Annotated in this window: 22 protein-coding genes; 12 read left to right on the top strand and 10 right to left on the bottom strand. The window is 35.1% G+C overall.

The features are described from left to right. The first annotated feature begins 58 nt into the window (after window positions 1-58). Window positions 59-487, top strand: coding sequence for a hypothetical protein (locus WR164_RS01500; protein ID WP_286135784.1), 429 nt, complete (start codon window positions 59-61; stop codon window positions 485-487). On the opposite strand, the gene WR164_RS01505 is transcribed toward WR164_RS01500, so the two are convergent. The 3 genes from WR164_RS01505 to WR164_RS01515 all read right to left on the bottom strand — a co-directional run bounded on the left by WR164_RS01505 (window position 450) and on the right by WR164_RS01515 (window position 2,420). Continuing rightward, entirely contained in the window at window positions 450-1,748 is a 1,299-nt protein-coding gene (locus WR164_RS01505) for a pectate lyase family protein (protein WP_286135785.1), read from the bottom strand. The genes WR164_RS01500 and WR164_RS01505 overlap by 38 nt on opposite strands. Before the next feature lie 24 nt (window positions 1,749-1,772). After that, window positions 1,773-1,949: a hypothetical protein gene (locus tag WR164_RS01510; protein ID WP_286135787.1), complete on the bottom strand. Its 177-nt coding sequence runs from the start codon at window positions 1,947-1,949 to the stop codon at window positions 1,773-1,775. 63 nt (window positions 1,950-2,012) lie between these two features. After that, complete coding sequence (locus WR164_RS01515; protein ID WP_286135788.1) at window positions 2,013-2,420, bottom strand: hypothetical protein; 408 nt, start codon at window positions 2,418-2,420, stop codon at window positions 2,013-2,015. Between the two features lie 96 nt (window positions 2,421-2,516). On the opposite strand from WR164_RS01515, the gene WR164_RS01520 reads away from it, so the two are divergent. Then, window positions 2,517-3,104, top strand: a complete 588-nt coding sequence (locus WR164_RS01520; RefSeq protein WP_286135789.1) for a hypothetical protein — start codon at window positions 2,517-2,519, stop codon at window positions 3,102-3,104. A 524-nt stretch (window positions 3,105-3,628) separates the two neighbouring features. Here WR164_RS01520 and WR164_RS01525 read toward each other — a convergent pair. After that, window positions 3,629-4,276, bottom strand: a complete 648-nt coding sequence (locus WR164_RS01525) for a nitroreductase (RefSeq protein WP_286135790.1) — start codon at window positions 4,274-4,276, stop codon at window positions 3,629-3,631. Between the two features lie 171 nt (window positions 4,277-4,447). Between WR164_RS01525 and WR164_RS01530 the strand changes: the two genes are divergently transcribed. Next, window positions 4,448-6,709, top strand: a complete 2,262-nt coding sequence (locus WR164_RS01530; protein ID WP_286135792.1) for an ATP-binding cassette domain-containing protein — start codon at window positions 4,448-4,450, stop codon at window positions 6,707-6,709. 40 nt (window positions 6,710-6,749) lie between these two features. Beyond that, the gene (locus tag WR164_RS01535) at window positions 6,750-7,391 is read left to right on the top strand and encodes an HAD family hydrolase (RefSeq protein WP_286135793.1); all 642 of its coding nucleotides are present in this window, start codon (window positions 6,750-6,752) and stop codon (window positions 7,389-7,391) included. A gap of 62 nt (window positions 7,392-7,453) precedes the next feature. Here WR164_RS01535 and WR164_RS01540 read toward each other — a convergent pair whose 3' ends face one another. Both WR164_RS01540 and WR164_RS01545 read right to left on the bottom strand, forming a co-directional pair. Next, entirely contained in the window at window positions 7,454-8,164 is a 711-nt protein-coding gene (locus tag WR164_RS01540; protein ID WP_286135794.1) for a GH25 family lysozyme, read from the bottom strand. A gap of 205 nt (window positions 8,165-8,369) precedes the next feature. Beyond that, complete coding sequence (locus tag WR164_RS01545) at window positions 8,370-9,743, bottom strand: NAD-dependent succinate-semialdehyde dehydrogenase (RefSeq protein WP_286135795.1); 1,374 nt, start codon at window positions 9,741-9,743, stop codon at window positions 8,370-8,372. Between the two features lie 196 nt (window positions 9,744-9,939). Here WR164_RS01545 and WR164_RS01550 point away from each other — a divergent pair, with 196 nt between their 5' ends. Genes WR164_RS01550 through WR164_RS01560 form a run of 3 tightly spaced genes read left to right on the top strand, consistent with a single transcriptional unit; the run spans window position 9,940 to window position 11,835 of the window. After that, window positions 9,940-10,260, top strand: coding sequence for a PadR family transcriptional regulator (locus tag WR164_RS01550; RefSeq protein WP_286135796.1), 321 nt, complete (start codon window positions 9,940-9,942; stop codon window positions 10,258-10,260). Continuing rightward, window positions 10,253-10,846 carry a DUF1700 domain-containing protein gene (locus WR164_RS01555; RefSeq protein WP_286135797.1) on the top strand — a complete coding sequence of 198 codons (594 nt, stop codon included), beginning with the start codon at window positions 10,253-10,255 and terminating at the stop codon, window positions 10,844-10,846. Before WR164_RS01550 ends, WR164_RS01555 begins: the two co-directional genes overlap by 8 nt. Next, entirely contained in the window at window positions 10,846-11,835 is a 990-nt protein-coding gene (locus WR164_RS01560; RefSeq protein WP_286135798.1) for a DUF4097 family beta strand repeat-containing protein, read from the top strand. The genes WR164_RS01555 and WR164_RS01560 overlap by 1 nt, the downstream gene beginning before the upstream one ends. A gap of 158 nt (window positions 11,836-11,993) precedes the next feature. Here the strand turns inward: WR164_RS01560 and WR164_RS01565 are convergent, their stop codons facing one another. Then, window positions 11,994-12,914: a DMT family transporter gene (locus WR164_RS01565; protein ID WP_286135799.1), complete on the bottom strand. Its 921-nt coding sequence runs from the start codon at window positions 12,912-12,914 to the stop codon at window positions 11,994-11,996. Window positions 12,915-13,094: 180 nt separating this feature from the next. Between WR164_RS01565 and WR164_RS01570 the strand changes: the two genes are divergently transcribed. From WR164_RS01570 to WR164_RS01590, 5 genes are all read left to right on the top strand, one after another. Continuing rightward, window positions 13,095-14,576 (top strand): nicotinate phosphoribosyltransferase, encoded by a 1,482-nt coding sequence (locus WR164_RS01570; protein ID WP_286135800.1) that lies wholly within the window; start codon window positions 13,095-13,097, stop codon window positions 14,574-14,576. 128 nt (window positions 14,577-14,704) lie between these two features. After that, window positions 14,705-15,556 carry an SDR family NAD(P)-dependent oxidoreductase gene (locus tag WR164_RS01575; protein ID WP_286135802.1) on the top strand — a complete coding sequence of 284 codons (852 nt, stop codon included), beginning with the start codon at window positions 14,705-14,707 and terminating at the stop codon, window positions 15,554-15,556. 180 nt (window positions 15,557-15,736) lie between these two features. Further along, on the top strand, window positions 15,737-16,573 hold the full coding sequence (locus tag WR164_RS01580) for an SDR family NAD(P)-dependent oxidoreductase (RefSeq protein WP_286135804.1): 837 nt from the start codon (window positions 15,737-15,739) through the stop codon (window positions 16,571-16,573). Between the two features lie 88 nt (window positions 16,574-16,661). Next, window positions 16,662-17,420: a sulfite exporter TauE/SafE family protein gene (locus WR164_RS01585; RefSeq protein ID WP_286135805.1), complete on the top strand. Its 759-nt coding sequence runs from the start codon at window positions 16,662-16,664 to the stop codon at window positions 17,418-17,420. 111 nt (window positions 17,421-17,531) lie between these two features. Further along, complete coding sequence (locus WR164_RS01590; protein ID WP_286135806.1) at window positions 17,532-18,893, top strand: FAD-dependent oxidoreductase; 1,362 nt, start codon at window positions 17,532-17,534, stop codon at window positions 18,891-18,893. Between the two features lie 80 nt (window positions 18,894-18,973). Here the strand turns inward: WR164_RS01590 and WR164_RS01595 are convergent, their stop codons facing one another. The 3 genes from WR164_RS01595 to WR164_RS01605 are packed head-to-tail and all read right to left on the bottom strand — an operon-like array spanning window position 18,974 to window position 20,922. Beyond that, window positions 18,974-19,615, bottom strand: coding sequence for an ABC transporter ATP-binding protein (locus WR164_RS01595; RefSeq protein WP_286135807.1), 642 nt, complete (start codon window positions 19,613-19,615; stop codon window positions 18,974-18,976). Between the two features lie 10 nt (window positions 19,616-19,625). Further along, entirely contained in the window at window positions 19,626-20,435 is an 810-nt protein-coding gene (locus WR164_RS01600) for a hypothetical protein (RefSeq protein WP_286135808.1), read from the bottom strand. Then, window positions 20,428-20,922: a hypothetical protein gene (locus tag WR164_RS01605; protein WP_286135809.1), complete on the bottom strand. Its 495-nt coding sequence runs from the start codon at window positions 20,920-20,922 to the stop codon at window positions 20,428-20,430. The genes WR164_RS01600 and WR164_RS01605 overlap by 8 nt, the downstream gene beginning before the upstream one ends. Between the last annotated feature and the right edge of the window lie 410 nt (window positions 20,923-21,332).

Consider the following 21,332-nt stretch of genomic DNA (forward strand, 5'->3'; position numbering starts at 1 on the left):
AATTCATTCTCGCTTTTTTATTTATAATTATTATTTTTTCACAAAAATGATCGTATATATGACAAATAGAACGGGGGATGCCATTAAAAGCATCATATACAAGAAAACGGTTAAATTATTTGGAAATATAAATACAGGTGTGATGATGCAAAATCCAATTCCAATCATTAAATTGATCCACTTTCTTGTGGGAACAAAGAAAAGAACGGTTTCTAAGATTAATAGGAATAAAATAATTAAACCGTATATATTTTCCTTCGATGAATCATCGTTAAATGAAAGAATCATGGGTAAAGCAATATTATTGAAAATAATAAGATCAAATGCGATTGCAAATCCCCTCATAATTGCTTTTAGGTTGTTATTAATAGATATTTCACTGCTTTTTTGTCCAAAATTAAAAGGAAAGTCACAGCTTAAAACTGCAGACTTGCTTTTAATTTTATTTTTTAACGATTGCCCGCATTTTTTACAACGTGGGCTTTAACTTGATTGGTTGGTAAAATATTCTTAATTGATTTCATGTGGTTAGATGGTAATTTAGCTATTTGATTCAAGTTTTTAATGGCTTTGCCATTTAAAACATTGCCAGATGCACGAAATGATTTGCCACCTAATTTACTGATTAAATGATTGGGCTTAGCATCAACATTTAGAACGTTATTTTGAATATTGACTTTGGAATTCTTGCCAATTCCCCATGCATAGCTAAATTGATAGGCACCTTTGGACTGATTATCATAATAATTATTGATAACGTTCACGGTTCCATAACGGACGCGGGGCGTTCGCTGGACAGTATTCTTAAACTCGTTGCCAATAATATTAACGTGTAATTGATTGGCATCACTATGCTTACTGTCACTACTTCCAATTAAAATGGTTTTATCATGATTTTGGTAGACATTATTGGAGAGGGTGACGTTGTTAGCACCATCGGTAATATCGGTCATCCCATCATGATGCTGGTAGTCACGACCAAAGTATGTGCCTTCATTGGCATCTGAATATGGTTGATCGTTAAAGGTATTATGGTCGATCCAGACATTGCTAGCACCCTTTACTGAAATGCAATCGTACTGTGAATTCCAGTTGCCAGTACTGCCATCGGTTGGATCCCACTGTGGAAAATCATCAACGGGGGATTGGAAATTTAAATTCTTGATAATCACATTATTGTTTTCAACCATTAAATTGGCGTTCTTTAGATGGGCGTTTTTTAATCCAATGATGGACGTATTGGCAGGGACATGGATTTCCACGTCCTTAGCTTGTTGTTCCTGAGCTTTATGACGGGCTTTTTCCTGGACACCAGATACTTCCTGTCTGCCATAGGTATCAGGATTATACTCATCTAGATACTGTTGAAAATCGTATCCGGTATTTTGGGCATAATCATCAGCAGTTTTGCCATCCTGCATGTCAATCGTCCCTTTAATATAAACGGTTCTTGATTGAACGTTTGCTTTGATGGCTTTTCTTAATTGAACAGCTGAAGTTACAGTAAATTTCTTGCTACCTTTTTGATTACCGCCAGTAGTTTTAAAGCTGGGTTGGTTAAACAATGTTTGTGAAACTTGCTTACGGTTATTTTTCCGATGGAACTTAGTTCGACGCTTGGAACGTTTAATTACTCGTTTGATAGCGTGTTCTTGATGATGAACTTTAGCGTTAGCGGAAACGGAACTCACCATCATTCCTGATAATACTGCCAGTGAAGCTAAAAAGATAACGTTAGTTTTTTTCAAAAAATAAATCCTCCCTGAAGTTGATTATTTCTTTAATTTGTTGTCTGATGATAAGCCCTTGTTATGAAGTCTGTACCAAGGGTCATTTTGGTCGTAATTATCGTCAGAACTAACTTTTTTCCACCATTCGTGGGGATCAGAATAAGTCTTTAAGTGTTCCTTTTGTTCTAAATTTTGGCCTTTTTGATTTTCGTTTGCCATATTAAAAGATCTCCTTTTTAAAAATTGATAACTACTAAATCATATCATTATTTTATGAGAATGCTAAATGAGGTGATTTAAGTCTAAATAGTGATTGAAAAACGGTGGGATCAGCGAATCCTCAAGCACAATCGAGATTTCCATGAATTGAAAATGCTCTGAAAAAATATAGATTAAAAGCGAAATTACAATCACACTAACGACTTCGTACATGAATTTACGTTGGCCTAAATTCTTGGAATTAACTTTTGTAAAATTAAACCTGATCGCACCCACCAATAATCTTAGCGTAATCAAAGTGTATATAATTAGCCAGGTAATTAATAAAAAGCGACCAAATGGCTGTGAAAAAAATTTGCCATATTTGGAAATTAAATAATTACTTGCAATGACGTTAAAAATCGGTAAGGCTGCAATCACAATTACCGTGATGGTGATGGGAATTTCAGAGAATAATTTTTTGAATTTCATAGTCTAAAAAGCTCCTTATTAAATGATACTCAATTTCGTTTTTGAAACATTATATGTTATTTTAAACCCATGCGATTGACAAGGGGAGATAATTGAATGAAAATAAATCAAATTGTACGAAGAATTATGGTGGGAGTGGCAGCATTATCAGTTGGTGGCCTAATGACCAGTAATGTTTCTGCCCATTCACATTATCATCATAAACGAACTCATCGTTCATATAAAAAAATTAGGCATCATAAACGCCGTTATGCTCGTAAAAAGAAATCGGCAGTTAAACATCATCAAGCCCGACTAGTAGTTAACAAATGGTATGCGGGGGTTCCGCATGACACTTTGGGGACTTGGTATCACAACGATAATGATCTTAGTAATTGTGCATACATTACATATCAAGCAAAACAGACGTCCGGTAATTATGTTGTTGATGATAATGGAAAATCACAATTGAATGCTGGCAGTGGGATATTAAATCCGAAGTATCGTTATCTCGGTGGTCATACTTACCAAATCCGGGGTGTTGAATACCAGCGGGATGCTGCTAATCCCCAAATCTTATCTGAACACATGTATTATTCTTACAAAGTTGACGTTTATAAGAACCGGCTTCATTTCCATTTAGGCCACGGTATTAGAGATTATGTTAAAAATCCCAATTCAACGATTAAAAATTTTGAAAAGTAAAAATAAAACTCAAGATGTAAAATCTTGAGTTTTTTTGATCTAATTTAGATAACTCTGTTTTTATTTTTTAAATATGATATATTATTTTAAACCGATGTGATTAGCAAAAAGAGTGTACTTAAACAGGGGTAAAACAAAAAATACGAACAGCTGTAATTAAATATCTGCTCATATTTATTGGTATTATTAATTGAAAATTTTGTACAATAAAAGGACTAGCAAAATCAACCAGCCCTAAAATAACCTTAAAACAATTTAACATAAGTGACCGGACTTATGTTTTAAAAACAGTATAACAGGTGACCAAACCTGAAAATTAGAGTATCAACAATGTTTCTACTTTTTAACTATTATCAGATTTAATTTTACATTTAATGTTAATGTATCATTATCATTTGCAATCAGTATTGCTATGACCATGACAATCAAATTTGCATTTCACATGATATTCGATTTCTTCAAAAATCATAAACATTAAATGTTAAACAGGCACTTATTTGTGCCTGTTTTTTGTTACTAATGATTTATTTTTTAAAATGAAGGATATCGTTAACATCCATTCTCGGTGAATCAACGTTATTGATATCAGCGTTTGGGTCTTCATAACCTAAGCCAAGTCCCATGACAACTTCTTCATTATCTTTGATATTTAGATTCTTACCCAAGTGCTTTGGATATTTAACGAATTCAAATGCCGGCATTGAATCGATTCCCTTGTCGTATGCGGCGACCATAATGTTTTGGGCTAATAAACCTAAATCAAAAACGGACCATTCTGAATGATGCTTTGGTAATGTCAAATAAACGACATTTGGTGCGTAGAATAAGTTGTCTGATTCATCACCATGACCATTCGGCCCAATGTGTTTGTGCTGGACTTTTTGGAACCCACTCATGTTATCTTGCGATGTTTGATCCCACTTGCTGACTGGAAGTAGTGGAATCACAGCGTTACCATTAACGTTTACGTCATGGTTTAATTGGGCGTGTTCCTTCCTAATCTTTGCTAATGTATCACCACTAGCTGCGTAGACCCGAGCTTCTTGAGCATCAATCCATGAAGGAGCCTGTTGGGCAGTATGAATAATGTCTTTAATGTCATCGTCACTAATCGGTTCATCTTTAAAGTGACGAACGGCATGACGACCAAAAATTGCTTTCTTAGTTTCCAATCCTTTCACTTCCTTTTAGTAAGAATATTCTAAAAATATCATAACAAGCATTGATCAAAAATTGAAGAATTTGGCTTGGTAAATTAATGCCTCATAGTTTGTATTATTCAATATGTATAGTAGAATTGTTTTATCGGACTTAATTCGAATCTATCAAACGGGGGAATATAAATGACAGAGAGTAATACTATTGATGTCTACGATGCCCACCAAAATAATTTAAAGAATCTTAATTTAAAAATTCATAAACACGCAATTACTGTTTTCACCGGTTTATCCGGTGCTGGTAAATCTTCATTAGTCTTTGATACAATTGCCGCTAATTCAAGACGGGAATTAAATGAAACTTTTCCAAGTTTTACCCAACAGTATTTACCTAAATACGGTGCACCTGAAGTGGGCCACATTGATAACTTACCGGTTGCCATTGTGATTCAGCAGAAAAAGATCGGGAAGAACCCACGTTCAACGCTAGCAACTTATACCGGCATTTATTCACTAATGCGGTTATTATTTTCTAGAGCTGGAAAACCATGGGTTGGTTATTCTGATACCTTTTCATTTAACTTGCCACAGGGAATGTGTAAGAATTGCCAGGGATTAGGCTATGTTGATAACATTAATCCTGATAAGATTGTTGATTATAATAAATCATTAAATGAAGGGGCCATTACTTTCGTTAGTTTTGGACCCCACACTTGGCGTTGGAATCGTTATGCTCATAGTGGTTTATTTGATAATGACAAACCATTAAAAGATTATACCAAAGAAGAATTGCATACCTTATTATATGCACCTCAGCATCATTTGAAACACGCACCCAAAATTTGGCGCAAATCAATTTTATATGAAGGTTTGATTCCAAGAATCAAACGGTCCATTATCGAAAGTCGCGAAGGGCAGCATCATAAGCAAGCCATCGCTGAAATTGTTGATCGCGAAGTCTGCCCAGTTTGTCATGGTGCTAAATTAAGACAGCCGGTTCTAAAATGCAAAATTAACGGCAAGAACATTGCTGACGTTTTGCAAATGGATCTAGTCCACGCTTTAAAGTTCTTGAAGGATATTAAAACACCGTTAGTTCAAAACTTGTTGCGTGAATTAGATACTAAAATTGAATCACTGATTGATTTAGGATTAGGCTATCTTACCTTGGATCGAAATACCGAAACGATGTCTGGTGGTGAAACCCAACGCATTAAAATCGCTAAATTCATGAACAGTTCATTGGTCGATATGGTCTATATCCTAGATGAACCCAGTGTGGGCTTACACCCAAACGATATTCAGTTGATCAAGAACGCTTTAGTTAAATTGAAAGATAAGGGTAATACCGTTTTAATTGTTGAACATAATCCTGAATTGATTCCAATTGCTGATTACGTTGTTGAAGTAGGACCCAAAGCCGGTAAAGGTGGAGGTCACATTACCTTTAACGGTACCTATGATGAAATGCTGTATTCAAATACGATTACAAGTCGTTACTTGAAAGCTAAATTATCATTTGATCATAATCGGCCGGTAAAATCAACACTAGATTTGAATGATGTTAGCAACCATAACCTAAAAAATGTTAGCGTTAAGATTCCGATGGGTGTTGAAACGGTTATTTCTGGGGTTGCTGGCTCTGGAAAGAGTTCTTTGATTGATGCCGTTAAAAGCAAATTAACCCAGCCATACATTGATTTATCACAGGATGCAGTCGGTGCTAACATTCGTTCCACGCCGGCGACCTATTTAGATATTTTAACTGAAATCAGAAAACTATTTGGAAAAGCCAATCATGTTTCACGGGCTTTATTTAGTTATAACGGCAAGGGCCGTTGTCCTAAATGTAAGGGGCGTGGTGTCATGATTACTAATATGGCATTCATGGATCCAGTTATTCAAACTTGTGAAATGTGTCATGGTAAACGGTACAGCAAGGAAGCTTTGCAATACAAATACCATGGTAAAAACATTAGTGAAGTTTTGACCATGTTAATTCATGATGCGGTAACCTTCTTTAAGGACACTCCTGATATTCACGATAAACTATATAATATGCAACGGGTGGGTCTAGATTACCTATCACTCGGTCAATCATTGAGTACCTTATCTGGTGGTGAACTTCAACGGCTAAAATTAGCGGTTCAATTGAATCAGACCGGAACCGTTTATCTATTGGATGAGCCAACTGCTGGACTTCACATGCAAGATACTGCTAAAATGATAAAATTATTTGATGAATTGGTCGACGCTGGTAATACTTTAATTATTGTCGAACATAACTTACAAGTTATCAGTAAAGCAGACTGGATGATTGATGTTGGCCCCCATGCTGGTAATTACGGTGGTCAAATCTTATTCTCTGGCAGACCTCAAGCTGCCTTAGATGATCCAAAGTCAGTAACTGGTCAAGCATTGAAACGATATAATCAAGCAAGAAATTAATGAACTAAAAAACGTAGATTAAAATGAGAGGGGACTTTAAATGGAAAATTACATTTTTGATGTTGATTTAACACTAATTGATTCACATAAAGTAAATCTTTTATCAACCCAATCAGCATTTCGACAAATGGGTTGGCCCGCTCCTAGCAGTGCTGATATTTTGAAATATACTGGGATGTCGATTGATCGCTCATTCCCCAAAATGGCACCTGCTAACGCTAAACCGGCTGACTTTCAAAAATTGTTTCCAATTTTTGTTGATAAATATAAGAAATTAAAGAATAATAATATTAAATTGTTTGATGGAATGGCAGATATTTTAAAGACGTTGAGTGAACGTGGTAAAAATTTATTTATTGTTACCAGCAATAGCCATGCCATTGTCCTAGATAATTTTAAAATTCTAGGGATTGCCCAATACTTTAAGGAAATCGTTGGAAGTGAAGACGTTGAACATTCCAAACCATATCCAGATGGTGATTTGAAGATTGTGCATGATAATCATTTGGATCCTGATCAAACGATTATGATTGGGGATGCTACTTATGATCTCAAAATGGGAAAGAATGCAGGCGTCCATACTGCTGGCGTTACCTGGGGTGCCCATCCGAAATCATTATTAGCGAGTGTTCATCCTGATTATTTAATTGATCATCCGAAAGATCTTTTAAATATCAAGTAAATGAGAACGTAAAAAAGAGCTGACAACTAATTATTGTCAGCTCTTTTTACGTTTCAAATTAATTATTTAACGACGATGGTGTGACTCTTTTGACCAGTCCAGAATGATAATGGTTTGTTACCAACCATGACTGAAGCATCAACACTTTCTTTCAAACTTTTACTCTTATGATTGTCGGTATATTGCCAGAGGTCATATTTAAAGTTAGTTCTTGGTTTAGAACTTGAATATGAAGCTAGCCAAATGGCATTATATGATTTTTTAGCATTTCCAACGTTTTGATTGATAAAGTATAGACCACTGTATAAAACAGCTGGGCGACTGGTTAAACGATGAATTTCTTTTGCCCATGCTTTAGTAGCCGCATTGGCATGGTTATGAGCTAAGTTTTGTTCAAAATCGTTAACATAGAACTTAGCTTTAGGAGCACGATGGTATAAAGTCTTGGCTTCATTTCTAGCACTTGCTGAAGAAGTATATTGACTATAACTGTAAACACCATAAGGAATATGGTATTTCTCCATCATTTTAGAATTATGCTTGAAGGTTCGGTCTTGGTAACTACTACCAAATTGACCCCTTAAAATCACAAAACCAACTTCATGCTTTAATTTTTTAGCTTTTGAACTGCTAATGTTTGATTGCCATTCTGATAAATCATAGGCTTGGTGGCTGCTAGCACTTGCAACGTTATGATTAGCAAAACCAGCAAATAAGCCAATTCCTAAGCACGCAACCGCAATTAAAATAATTTTTTGATAAAATTTTTTCATTGATTAATTTAACTCCCTTTGCTTAGATTTTTCCTAAATTTTTATTCGTAATTATTTATCCGTATTAATCATTCTTTGTAAGTATATAATATAAAGAGCAAAATGTACGCAACTTAACCGAATCTTAATCAAATGTAAAATTGATGTAATAAAAAAGCCCCACAAAGTTGATTGTGAGACTTTTAAAGGGAAAATTATCGATGAATTATTCTTTGGTGATGCTGACTAATTTCTGATTTACGAATGATTTAATTCCGTTAGGGCCTAATTCTCTACCATAGCCAGAACGTTTGATTCCACCAAATGGTAATTCAGGATAAGCAACTTGAGTCATACCGTTAATAAAGATCATGCCAGTGTCAATCTTGGATGCCATCTTAGCACCACGTTTGTGGTCACCAGTTAAGATGGAACCACCTAAACCGTAGTTAGAATCATTTGCGATTCTAATGGCATCGTCGTCATTTTTAGCAACGTAGAATTGAGCAACTGGGCCAAAGAATTCTTGGTAATATGCAGGGTTCTTTTGAGAAATATTAGATAGGATGGTTGGGTTATAGAAATCACCTTTAAGATCAGGAATGCCACCACCATATTCTAACTTAGCACCATTCTTGACAGCGTCCTTGACTTGTTGATCTAATTTTTCTTGAGCACCTTTAGATGATAATGGAGCAAGGGTGGTGTTCTTGTCCATTGGGTCGCCTGGTTTGTATTTAGCAAATTCAGCTTTCAATGCTTTCATGAAAGCAGGGGCGATACTTTGTTCAACAATGTATCGTTTAGCAGAAACACAAACTTGACCAGCATTCCATAGACGAGCATAAGCAGCTAATTTAGCGGCTTTTTTAATGTCAACGTCATCTAAGACAACCATGACATCATTTCCACCAAGTTCCATGGTGCTCTTCTTCAAGTTTTGACCAGCTTCGGCAGCAATGTGGGTACCAGCTTTTTCAGAACCAGTCAAAGCAACACCTTGAACTCTTTTATCAGCAATAATCTTTGCAATTTGATCATGGCTGACAAATAAGTTTTGGTAAGCAGCTTCTGGTGCGCCGGCTTCTCTAATAATGCTTTGGAATGCTAGTGCACAACCTGGACAATTACTTGCATGTTTGATCATGACTGGGTTACCAACCATGAAGTTCGGTGCAAAGACTCTCATTAATTGATAATATGGGAAGTTCCAAGGTTCAACTCCCATTACGATGCCGACCGGGTCATTTTCAACCCATGAATTACCAGCACTGGTTAGTAATGGGGTTGGTGCTAAAAATCTTTCACCATTGTCAGCATAGTACTTAGCAATGGCAGCACTTAATTGAACTTCGGCGATGGCTTCTGGATATAATTTACCCATGTCATGGACAATTGTCGTTGCCAATTTATCCTGGTTTTTAAGCATCAATTGTGAAACCCGTTCTAAAATTGGTTTCCTAGATGCAACAGCATTGTTTTTCCATGATTGATATAGTTGACCAGCTTTATCGATAGCTTTATCAACATCTTCATCACTCATTGGATCATATTTTCTTAAAACTTCATTTGTGTATGGATAGGTAGTAACATATGCCATTATTCAGACCCCCAGAATTAAATTATCATGCTCGTGAAATCGCTTTCACTCACTTGACAACTATATAGTAATGTAATCGTTTTCAAATTACAAGATATATGACCAATGTTTTTACTTTTTTTGACAAATTAGAAAATATAAGCTATATTATTTCTATAAGTATATTATACGTCATATAACATATGGAGATGATCATATGGCAATTAAGATGAGTTCTGAATTGCTAGATGGGTGTGTTCTAGGAATTTTAGAGCATCAAGATTACTACGGCTACGCTTTGACTCAGCGGGTTCAAGAGTCAGCGGATGTATCAAAATCGACGATGTATCCGGTTTTAAGAAGATTAAAAAAGAATCAATGGTTGACGACTTATGATAAACCGTATCATGGGCGGAATCGTCGTTATTACCGCATTACCCAGTCCGGCAAGGATAAATTAGTTGGGATTAAAAAGGAATGGAATCAATTTCAAGCGGGGATTAATAATATGTTAGGAAGTGGCGAGCAAGATGAATAATTACATTGATGAATTATCAAAAGATCTGAAAGCGTTAAATGAACAGGATCGCCAGGATATTATTGAATTCTATACTGAGTACCTTGAAGATGGCGGTTTTAAAACTTACGATGCCTGTCTACAAGAACTAGGTTCACCAAGAAAGGTTGCCTTGAAGGCAATGGCCGACCGATCGACTAGAGCTAGTGATGAAACGGGTCCAGTCAACAATAATTACCGGGGCAATTCTAAGACGGATGCCAAAGTAATTTGGATTGTGTTATTGGCAATTTTGTCATCACCGGTAACAATACCACTAGCTTTATGCATAATTTTATTCTTGGTTTTTATTCCAGCAGTAGTCGTTTTGTCGATATTGTGTGCGTTAGCAATTTCAATCTTTTTTATTTTTGCTAGTGCAATCAATTTAATATCAATTAGTTTTATTTCTGGATTGACGATGTTAGGAATTGGATTCGTATTTATTGGTATCCTGCTATTATTTATCGCGTTAATTCAATTGATTATTCATTGGATTCGAATTTTTGTTAGTTGGATTTATCGAAAATCGACTTCCAAAGGTAAGACAGAGGGAGGTAATGATTAATGAATAAAATAATGAAATTTTTATTATATTCCGGATTAGGCTTTTTAGTTGTCGGCCTGGTACTCATGTTTATTGGTAAGGTAGGACATGGTTACCAAGGCTTAAATCGACTTTCGAATTATGAATACGTTCCGTCAGTTTCTAATCCATCCAAAGGAAAAACAACTTTTGATAATGTTAATGCATTTAATATCAATGCTGGTATTCCAGTCACAATTCAATCGGGAAACGTTAAAAAGACTGAAGTGGTTGTTAATTCTAGCCAAAAGAATAGTGGTGTTCAGCTGAAACGTGACGGTCAGAAACTAAATATTATGACAAAAAAGTCTAAACTCAGAAATGATGTCCACATTTCATTCCATAACTTTTTGATTGGAAGTGGTAGTGGAAGTGGCAATGGTTATCCAACCAATTCTAAAGTAACTATAACCGTTCCCAAAAATGAAACGATTAAAAGTGTAAACCAAGTTAAACGTGGTGGTGCCCTTCATTTAAGTAACGTTCATATTGGTGCCATTAATTCTAATGGAATTAGTGATGATAATAACTTTGATAATGTAACTTCAAATCATCCCATTAAATTACGCGAAGTTAAGCGAATTAATAAAGTTACCGCACCAAGTCTTGATATTGATGATTATAAAAATGATTTTAATATTACTAACAGTTCGTTTACCAAACAAGCTAGTACAATTAATGTTCACAGTGATGACGTTGATTTGAAACATAATCGTTGGAACAACCTAATGTTGATTAGTAATGATGGTTATGTTTACTTTAATGATCAAACGACTGAAAATAATTTAACAATTCAAAATAATAGTGGTGACATTACAGGTCATATAAAACCATCTAAACACAATATTATTAACACCAGTACTAAGAGCGGTGATAATAACGTTTATAGTCACAATGATTTTGTGAATGTGAAACCAAGTTATCATTATAATTTCTCAACTAATGGTGGAGATATCAATATTAAAAAATAATTTCCAAAACCAAAATAAAAATGCGAACGGCAAGATACCGTTCGCATTTTTTAATCGTAAAGAGAAATAAAATTATTGAAATGAATTTCCTAGGCTCAGATAGCTTAGATAATACTTTTCAATTCCATTATAAACTAAAAATCTTAATTGATAAGCTTTTAAAACAATTTTATTGCAGCTACGCCGATAACCATAACAATTAATCCAATGTATTGATGCGGATCGACCGCCCGTTTAGGTGCATTCCAAATTCCAAAACGATTGATGATGATACTACCAATGATATTCCCTAACAGTACTAAAATAACGGTTGTTCCAGTTCCAATTAGTGGTGATAGGAATAAATTCCCTAAGACTAAGAGGCCACCTAAGACCCCGCCAAGCCAAATCCAAAGGTGGTTATGACGATTAAAGGCTAATTTAATATTGCTAGGATGCTGTCTGCCCATCAAAGTTCCAATCGTAATGACAATTGCACCAGTAAAGAATGAAATAAAGGATGCGTGAATCGGAGCGTTTAAAACTTTGCCAAGGTGACCATTAATTGCCGTTTGCGCAGCTAATGACATTCCAGATGCAACGCCAAATAGTTGCCAGAAAATTTGACCACCTTTTTTCATTTTAAAGGCACCTGGTTGATAAATAATCATTAAAATTCCAACTAGTAGGACGATAATGCCAATTAATCGAAGGAACGTGAAGGGATGGGTCGGAAGGTCAAACCAGCCAAAGTTATCGACCAGCATACTAAAAATAATTTGACCAACAATTGGCATGATGACAGTCTGAATGGCACCTAAATGTGGAAACAATAAAATGTTTGAAGTTCCAGCAATTAAGCCGAGAACCCCGCCAATCCAGATCCATGCGGGTTGTGATTGGATTAACGACATTGGTACACCAAGTGGCTGACCACTAATTAACGTTACAATTCCTAGAAAAATGGTCCCGATGATAAACGCAATCATTGCCGCTAAGTATGGGGACTTAACTTTAAATCGTAATCCAGAATTGGAAGATGTTTGAAGTGGCAAAGCAATGCCAACTAAAATACCAATAATAATGTATATAATTTCCAAATTATCCCTCCGTTTAAAAATGTGTGAGCTTTTCTTACAATTTTACTTACTAATTGTTATAATCATCTTGAGCTTTTAGGAAACTCATGAATTTGTGCTGTTAATAGTCTATAATGATTAGTATTATATCTATTTTATCCGATATAATACTGATAGTTAAGTATACAGGAGGAAATGAAATTGCCAACACGAAATAAACCTGATTTAACTTTGCATACTGACTTCTATGAATTGAACATGATGCAGACTTATATTAGTCAGGGACGTCAGAATCAAAAAGCAGTTTTTGAAATGTTCTTCAGAAAAATGCCTTTTGGTAATGGATATGCAATTTTTGCTGGATTACAACAAGTAATTGACTATATTCAAAATTTACGCTTTACAGATAGCGATATTAAGTATCTAGAAAGCTTGCATGATTTCACACCTGAATTTATCGACTATTTAAAGCACTTTAAATTTAGGGGAACCATTCGTTCAGCCGTTGAGGGTGACTTAGTCTTTAACCATGAACCAATCTTACAAATTGAAGGAACATTGCCAGAATGTACCCTAGTTGAAACGGCAATCCTAAACATGGTTAATTATTCGATTTTAATTGCCACTAAAGCATCTCGAATCAGATTGGCCGCTGATGATCAACCGATTATGGAATTTGGTTCTAGAAGGGCTCAGGATGTTGATGCAGCTATTTGGGGAACTAGAGCTGCTTATATTGGCGGTTTTGATTCCACTTCCAATGTTTTGGCTGGTAAGAAATTTGGGATTCCAGTTGCCGGAACGATTGCCCATTCATTAATTGAAGCTTATGGAAATGAATACGAAGCCTTTATGGCCTACGCATCTACCCATAAGAACTGCATTTTCTTAGTTGATACTTTTGATACGATTCATAGTGGAATTCCGAATGCTATTAAGGTTGCTAAAAAGATGGGCAATAAGATTAATTTTGTTGGAATTCGACTGGATTCTGGTGATATGGCTTACCTATCTAAGAAAGCCCGTAAAATGTTAGATGATGCCGGTTTTCCAAATGCTAAAATCACCGCTTCGAATGGTTTGGATGAACATTTAATCTTAAGTCTAAAGATGCAAAAAGCCCGCATTGATTCATGGGGTGTCGGAACTAAATTGATTACTGCTTATGATCAACCATCATTAGGTGGTGTTTATAAGTTAGTCGCCGTCGAAGATCCAAAGACCCATCAATTACGTGACAGTATGAAAGTTTCCGATAACGTTGAAAAGATTACTACTCCGGGATTGAAACAAGTTTGGCGCATTACTGAACGGAAAGATGGTAAATCCGAAGGTGATTATGTCACCACCATTGATGAAGATCCTAGGAAGCAGGATCATGTTTACATGTTCCATCCACAATTTACCTATATTAATAAGACAATTGATGATTTTTATGCCAAACCGGTTTTAAAGACCATTTTTAAGGATGGTAAATTGGTTTATCATCAACCGAATATTAAAGACATTCGAAAACATGCCCAAAATTCAGTATCATTATTATGGCCTGAATATAGCCGTTTGATGAATCCACAGACTTACCCAGTCGATTTATCGAAGAAGTTATGGACGAGAAAACAGAATCTTTTGAAGCATATTCATGATAATGTTGAAAAAATGCAAAAAAATAGCAACGAAGAATAATTAATAAAATTAAAGCACTGAACTTTCATTGAAGTTTAGTGTTTTTCTTTTAATGGGCAAAATATTTTTAATCATCAGGATTAAGTGATAATTTTAAAACTAGTGATAAATTTAAAGGAGTGATTGTAATGAGTAAGACATGGTTAGTAACTGGAACTTCAACTGGTTTTGGACGTAGTTTAGCCCGCTTTTTAGCCAACCAAAAGAACGTTAATTTGGTGGCTACCGCCCGCAATACTGATAAATTAAGTTATTTAGATCAATATGACCACGGCCAAATTTTGAAAGCTAAGTTAGATGTTACCAATAAGGATGAAATTAAACAGGTCGTTAAAGCTGCTGTTGATAAGTTTGGCGGCATCGATGTCTTAGATAACAACGCCGGTCTCGGTTACATTTCATCATTTGAAGAAGCTGATGATAAGGATGCCAAGTACATGTTTGACGTCAACGTCTGGGGATTAGTCCACATGACCCAAGCTGTATTGCCTGTGATGCGAAAACAACATAGTGGCACCGTTGTTAATATGTCATCATTGGCCGGAATTCACGGTGCCCCAGCATTATCATTCTATAATGCTACTAAGTACGCAGTTGAAGGCCTAATGGATTCTTTCAATAAAGAAGTTCAAGGGACTGGCATTAAAGTAATGCTTGTTGAACCCAGTGGTTTCAGAACCGACTGGGGTGGCAGATCATCCAAAAAGAAACCATCTAAGGTCAACTTCTATTCCAACGTAAATGAAAATATGCGTGGGATTGAACAAACAGCCGGTCACGAAGCCGGGAATCCCGATACTGCCGCTCAAATTGTTTACAATCAAGTTACCTATCACTTTGCGGATTTACCATTGCACTTACCAATTGGTAAATCATGTGTTGAAAATGCCATTAAGCATTACTCTGATCTAGCTGATCATTATAAGAAGATGACCTATCTAGCAATTTCTGCTGATAATCAAGCTCCATTAAAGAAATAATGAATTTATGATTTTGAAGAATGCCGAATTCACGGTATAATACAATATGCCTAATTAAATAGGCGACATCAATAATATCATTACACTAAAAGACAATTTTGATTTCAAAATTGTCTTTTTTATTATTCTCATTCGCTTTATAATAAAGTTATTATCGTTATAAAATTAAGGAGAATTAATATGAAAACATGGTTGATTACTGGTGGTGCCAATGGTTTAGGTAAAAGTATGGCAACGTTACTTGCTAAAAAGGGCAACGTTAATCTTGCTGTAACTTCACTTAAAATCCATAATATTGATTTTTTAGATCAATATAATCATGGGCAAATTTTAAAATTACAATTAGACGTTACCGACAAAAATGCCATTCAAGATGTTGTTAGTAAGGTTCAATCTAAATTCGGTCAGATCGATGTTTTAGATAATACTGCCGATGTTGGTTACTTCTCTTCATTTGAAGAAGCCGATGAAGATAAAGTCCGTCGGATGTTCGACATTAACGTCTGGGGAACGGTCGACATGAGTCGGGCTGTCTTGCCGATGATGCGGAAACAACGTTCGGGCTTGATCATGGCTTCATCATCGTTAGCCGGCATTATTTCGGATGCTTCACTGTCATTTTATGATGGAACTAAGCATGCTCTAATTGGAATGATGGGCGCGCTAGCACAGGAAGTTGATCAGATTGGTATTAAAGTCATGATTGTTGAACCTAGTCTGTTCAGGACCGATTGGGACGACCGCAAGTCGCATAAAAAGGAAACGCAGATTTCTGATTACCAAGTTGTTGATGATCACATTGCAGCCATCGAAGATTATGACGGGAACGAACCGGGAAATCCAGATAAAGCCGCTCAAATCGTTTTAGAACTAATTCGAAAGCATTACAATGAACTACCGCTGCACTTGCCACTTGGAAAGGCCACCGTTGACCGTGGTATTAATTATTACGATCGAATGAAGGATCATTTCAGACGCTATCGCAATATTGCAAAATCAGCTGATTATCGTAAATAAATTATTAGACTCAATTTCACATTAACAGGCGTTAATTTTGAAATTGGGCTTTTCTTTTGATAAATTCTACATGGAAGGATCGGATAAATTGTCGAATTTAATCTTTTTAATCGTTGGAATTGTCGCTGGAATCTTGGGCACCGTTGTCGGAGTTGCTTCATTAGCATCATATCCGGCATTATTAATGGCCGGGATTCCACCTGTCTATGCCGACGTGACGAATTTAACTTCTCAAATTGGGATTGGTATTGGTTCGTTCTTTTCATCATTGCGTGAATTAAAGCATCATGGTAAAGAGACGTTCATCTATTTCGTCTTAATGTTCTTTGGTGGTTGGATTGGTAGCAGTATCGTTGCCGTTGAATCCAATGCTTCATTTTCCAAAATCGTTCCATTTTTCATTTTAGTTTCCGCCATTTTAATTTTATTGCCAAAGAAAAGGCGGCAGATTGGAATGAAATTGGGTGCTAAACGCGATCGTCTGATTCAATTTGGTCTGTACATATTTGTCCTGCTATTAGGAATCTATTGTGGATACTTTGGTGCAGCATCTGGCGTTTTATTTATCGCTGTGTTCTCACATTTCAGTGAGGATTCGTTCCCAGTCTACAATGCGATTCGAAACGTTGCGATTCCAGGTGCCAGCGTGATTTCAATTATCGTCTTTCTGCAGCACTTTAGCGTTGATTGGAAGGTCATGGTGCCGCTTGCTATCGGGATGTTGATCGGCGGATATATCGGTCCGATTATTGTTCGACATATCAATGAAAAAGTGTTGAAAGTCTTTATTGGCTTGTGTGCGATTGCGCTATCCGTTGGTTTATTTATCAAGGCTTATCACATTTAATCCTATTTAGATTAGTTTTTAGATTGTAATGATTATAAAATGTGATATAATGACCAATGTAGAAATCAAATTGTGAATCATTTATAAAACTTATAGGAGGCATTCGGTACAATGAAATATATTGTCGTTGGATCTTCACATGGTGGTTACGAATCAGTTCGTGGAATCTTAAAGGAAGACCCGAAAGCTGAAATTCAATGGTATGAAATGGGTGACTTTATCTCATTCCTATCATGTGGAATGCAATTGTATTTAGAAGGCGTTGTTAAAGACGTTAACAACGTTAGTTATGCAACTCCAGAAGGTGCTAAAAAGGCTGGCGTCCATGTTTTTGAAAAGTCAGAAATTAATCACGTTGACCCTGACAAACACACCGTTCACGTTTTAGACCATAATAATGGTTCTGAACGTGACGAACACTATGATAAGTTATTCTTATCAGTTGGTGCCGTTCCAAATCACTTACCAGTTAAGGGTAACGATTTGAAGAATGTCTACGCAATGCGTGGTCGTGACTGGGCCATTAGATTGAAGGCAAAGACCGTTGATCCAGACGTTAAGAACGTTGTCGTTGTTGGCTCTGGCTACATTGGTTTAGAAGCTGCTGAAGTCTTTGCTAAGGCTGGTAAACACGTTACCATGATTGACTTGAACAAACGCGTTCTTGGTAACTACTTAGATTCAGAATTTACTGACGTTTTAAGTAAAGTCATCGAAGACAACCACGTTACCTTAGCCATGGGTGCTCCTGCCGGTGAATACGTTGATAACGGCAAGGGTTACGTTAAGGGTGTTACCGCTAATGGTAAAGAATACCCAGCTGACTTAGTCGTTGAAACTGCCGGTGTTAAACCCGCAACTAGCTTCTTAAAGGGTGCTGTTGACTTAGACGGCCACGGTTTGATCAAAGTTAATAAGTACATGGAAACTAGTGCAAAAGATATTTATGCTGCTGGTGATTCCATCGAAGTTCCATTTGCACCAACTGGCAAGACTTCATACATTGCATTAGCTTCTAATGCTCGTCGTGAAGGTCGTACCGCTGCTTTGAATGCATTTGGTCACCACGTACCAATGACTCCTGTATCTGGTTCATCTGCACTATCCATCTTTGGTTACAAATTTGCTTCCACTGGTATCAAAGAAGGCACTGCTTCTAAATTTGGTTTAAAGACTGAATCAGTGGTTGTTACCGATACTAAGCGTCCAAAGTTTGTTCCTGATAAAGATGGCAATGCTAAAGTTTGGTTCAAATTAACATTTGATCCAAAAGATGGCCGCGTTCTTGGCGCTCAAATCATGTCTAAAGAAGACGTTACTGCTAACATCAATACCATTTCATTAGCCATCCAAGCTGGCTTGAAGGTTAACGATTTAGCATATGCTGACTTCTTCTTCCAACCTGGTTTCGACCGTCCATGGAACATCATGAACGTTGCTGCACAAAAAGCAGTTGATAAATTAAACAAATAATATAGTAATTTATTAATTATTTTATCCATTACGCAAAATAGCCTCCAGACTGGGTCTGGGGGCTATTTTTTGTATTTTATTTAAAGTGATACTGGATTCAATTTAAAATGATTAATTTTATAAACTTTATCGCATAATAAATTAATATCATGCATATTATGACTGGCAATGAGGATTGTAGAATGATTAACATTAGCCAATTTTAATAGTATCTTTCTGATATTATTAACGCTCTCTTCATCCAAGGCGTTCATTGGTTCATCTAATATAATTACTTTGGGATTTTCCATTATTGATTGCGCAATCCCTAATTTCTTCTTCATGCCTAATGAATAATTTTTAACTTTCTTTTTTCGATCTTTCCATAAACCGACTTTTTTAAGTGCTTGATTGATTTTATCTTTATTAATAATATTTTTGATACTTGCTAACATATCTAAATTATCAAAACCGGATAATCTGGGTATGAATCCCGGTTCTTCTATTAGTGCACCTAAATCATTGGCAAATTGGCCGTTCTTCAAACTTTTTCCATTAATAATAATTGAGCCACTTTGTGGAATGATTAATCCTGATATGATTTTAAATAACATGCTTTTTCCAATTCCATTAGGTCCAATAATTCCAACAATCGATCCATAGTCAGTCTTTAATGATAAATGATGGAACAGCATCTGATGATTAATTTTGAAGTTTAAATTTTGAATGTTCATACTTTGCATTTTATTACTCCTATTTAAATTGTTTTCGCCGATAAATTATCATTAGTATAATGGAACTAATCGAAATAAGAATTACCCAATATAAAATATCAATCCAGAATTTTTGATAAATATTAGTTAAATGGAAAATATCGCTTGAAATATCTGAGTATAAAAGAAAATAGTTTTCAGGGAGTATTTTTACTAAATAATCAGGAAATCCTGGAATCGTATTAACTTTACCCTGGAAGATTAATAAAAATGTGACTATGAAGATAGGGGTCGCTTTATTTTTAAACATACTGGTCAAGATTTGATTCACTATTCCCCAAAAGAGTAGAAAAAGTGAAAACAATACAATCGACATCAAAACTTGAACGATTGGGATGCTATGAAATGGTGAAAGTCCGTTAAAAGAAGATTGAAACGAATTGATACTACTTGAATTCCAATTAGTTTGAATATTCATAATCGAAAATGATAATAGCAATATTATTAACGTCATCGTTATGATAAAATTAATTGTATTTAACAAGATGACTGATATATTTACTTTCCAAATATTAAAACGATTCGATAATCTAATTGTGATTTCATCATTGATCAATAATTTAGACAGTAAAGTACTCGTTGTTATAATAAAAAGAATTGGAATGACAAAATTAGCAGTTAGAGGTTGGTTCAATGCATAAATGATCCAATTCCAAAAGAATTTCTTACCGATAAAATCCGTTCGGTAATTATATAGATTGATAAACATAAATAATCCAATGAGTAAGTATATATACAAGTACATTTCTTGGTATGATTTCAATATAAAATAATTTAAATTCTTAATCATTAATCTTTAATAACCTCTTCATTTTTAAATATCCAACGATAATCGAAAGAACTAATATAGTGAAAAATTCTAGATTTATTTTTAACGGGGTGGTTAAATTATTCTCGGAATAAAGGAATAAATTAGTAAATCCTAAGCTCCCAAGATTAATGATAGATAGCAGTGGTTCTGAAAAAAGGTAAACGATTAATGTCACAATCGTTGGTGCATATTTGTTGTTCCAGAATAAGGTTGTTACCATTCCCAAGATTGAAAAAACAAATCCAAAAATAAAACTATTGATGATGAAAATGATTGAATATAATATTTTATGATTGGGATAAATTGAAGAAAACGCTCCTGAAATCATATTATTTAAAATGCTTTTTGGTAACTTTCCGAAGTGAAGCGAAATGAGTAATAATAAAAGTAGTAGGAATGATAGAATTAAACCACCTAAAAATCCGGTTGATAATGTTCTGGTAATAAAATATTTTTTGATGCTCATTCTTGTTAAAATATTTTTTAAATAATTATGATTATAATCGTCATAAAAAAGCAATGAAGAAGGCAAGATGGCAATGAAAATCGCCGAAATTGTTAATATTCCTGATCCTGTAATTCCATTTAAGAAGAGAAAAACATTTGAATTATCAGTATTATCAAATCTTAAATTTAAATAAACACTGATAATAAAAATACAGGTTGCGAAAAAAATGTTTTTTAAGTTTATATATTTAAAAGTCGTTTTAAGAAAATACATCATGATTTAGTTATCATTGCTCCATTTATTAATGATTATTAGATTTTTCAATTAAAAATAATCCCTAGATAAGATTCTAGAGGCTATTTATTAATAATACTTTTCATGTTATCAAAATTAAATATGCAACGCAAAGAGCAATTGTTCTATATAAT

This window comes from Philodulcilactobacillus myokonensis, from assembly GCF_027923585.1.
Lineage (GTDB): Bacteria > Bacillota > Bacilli > Lactobacillales > Lactobacillaceae > Philodulcilactobacillus > Philodulcilactobacillus myokonensis.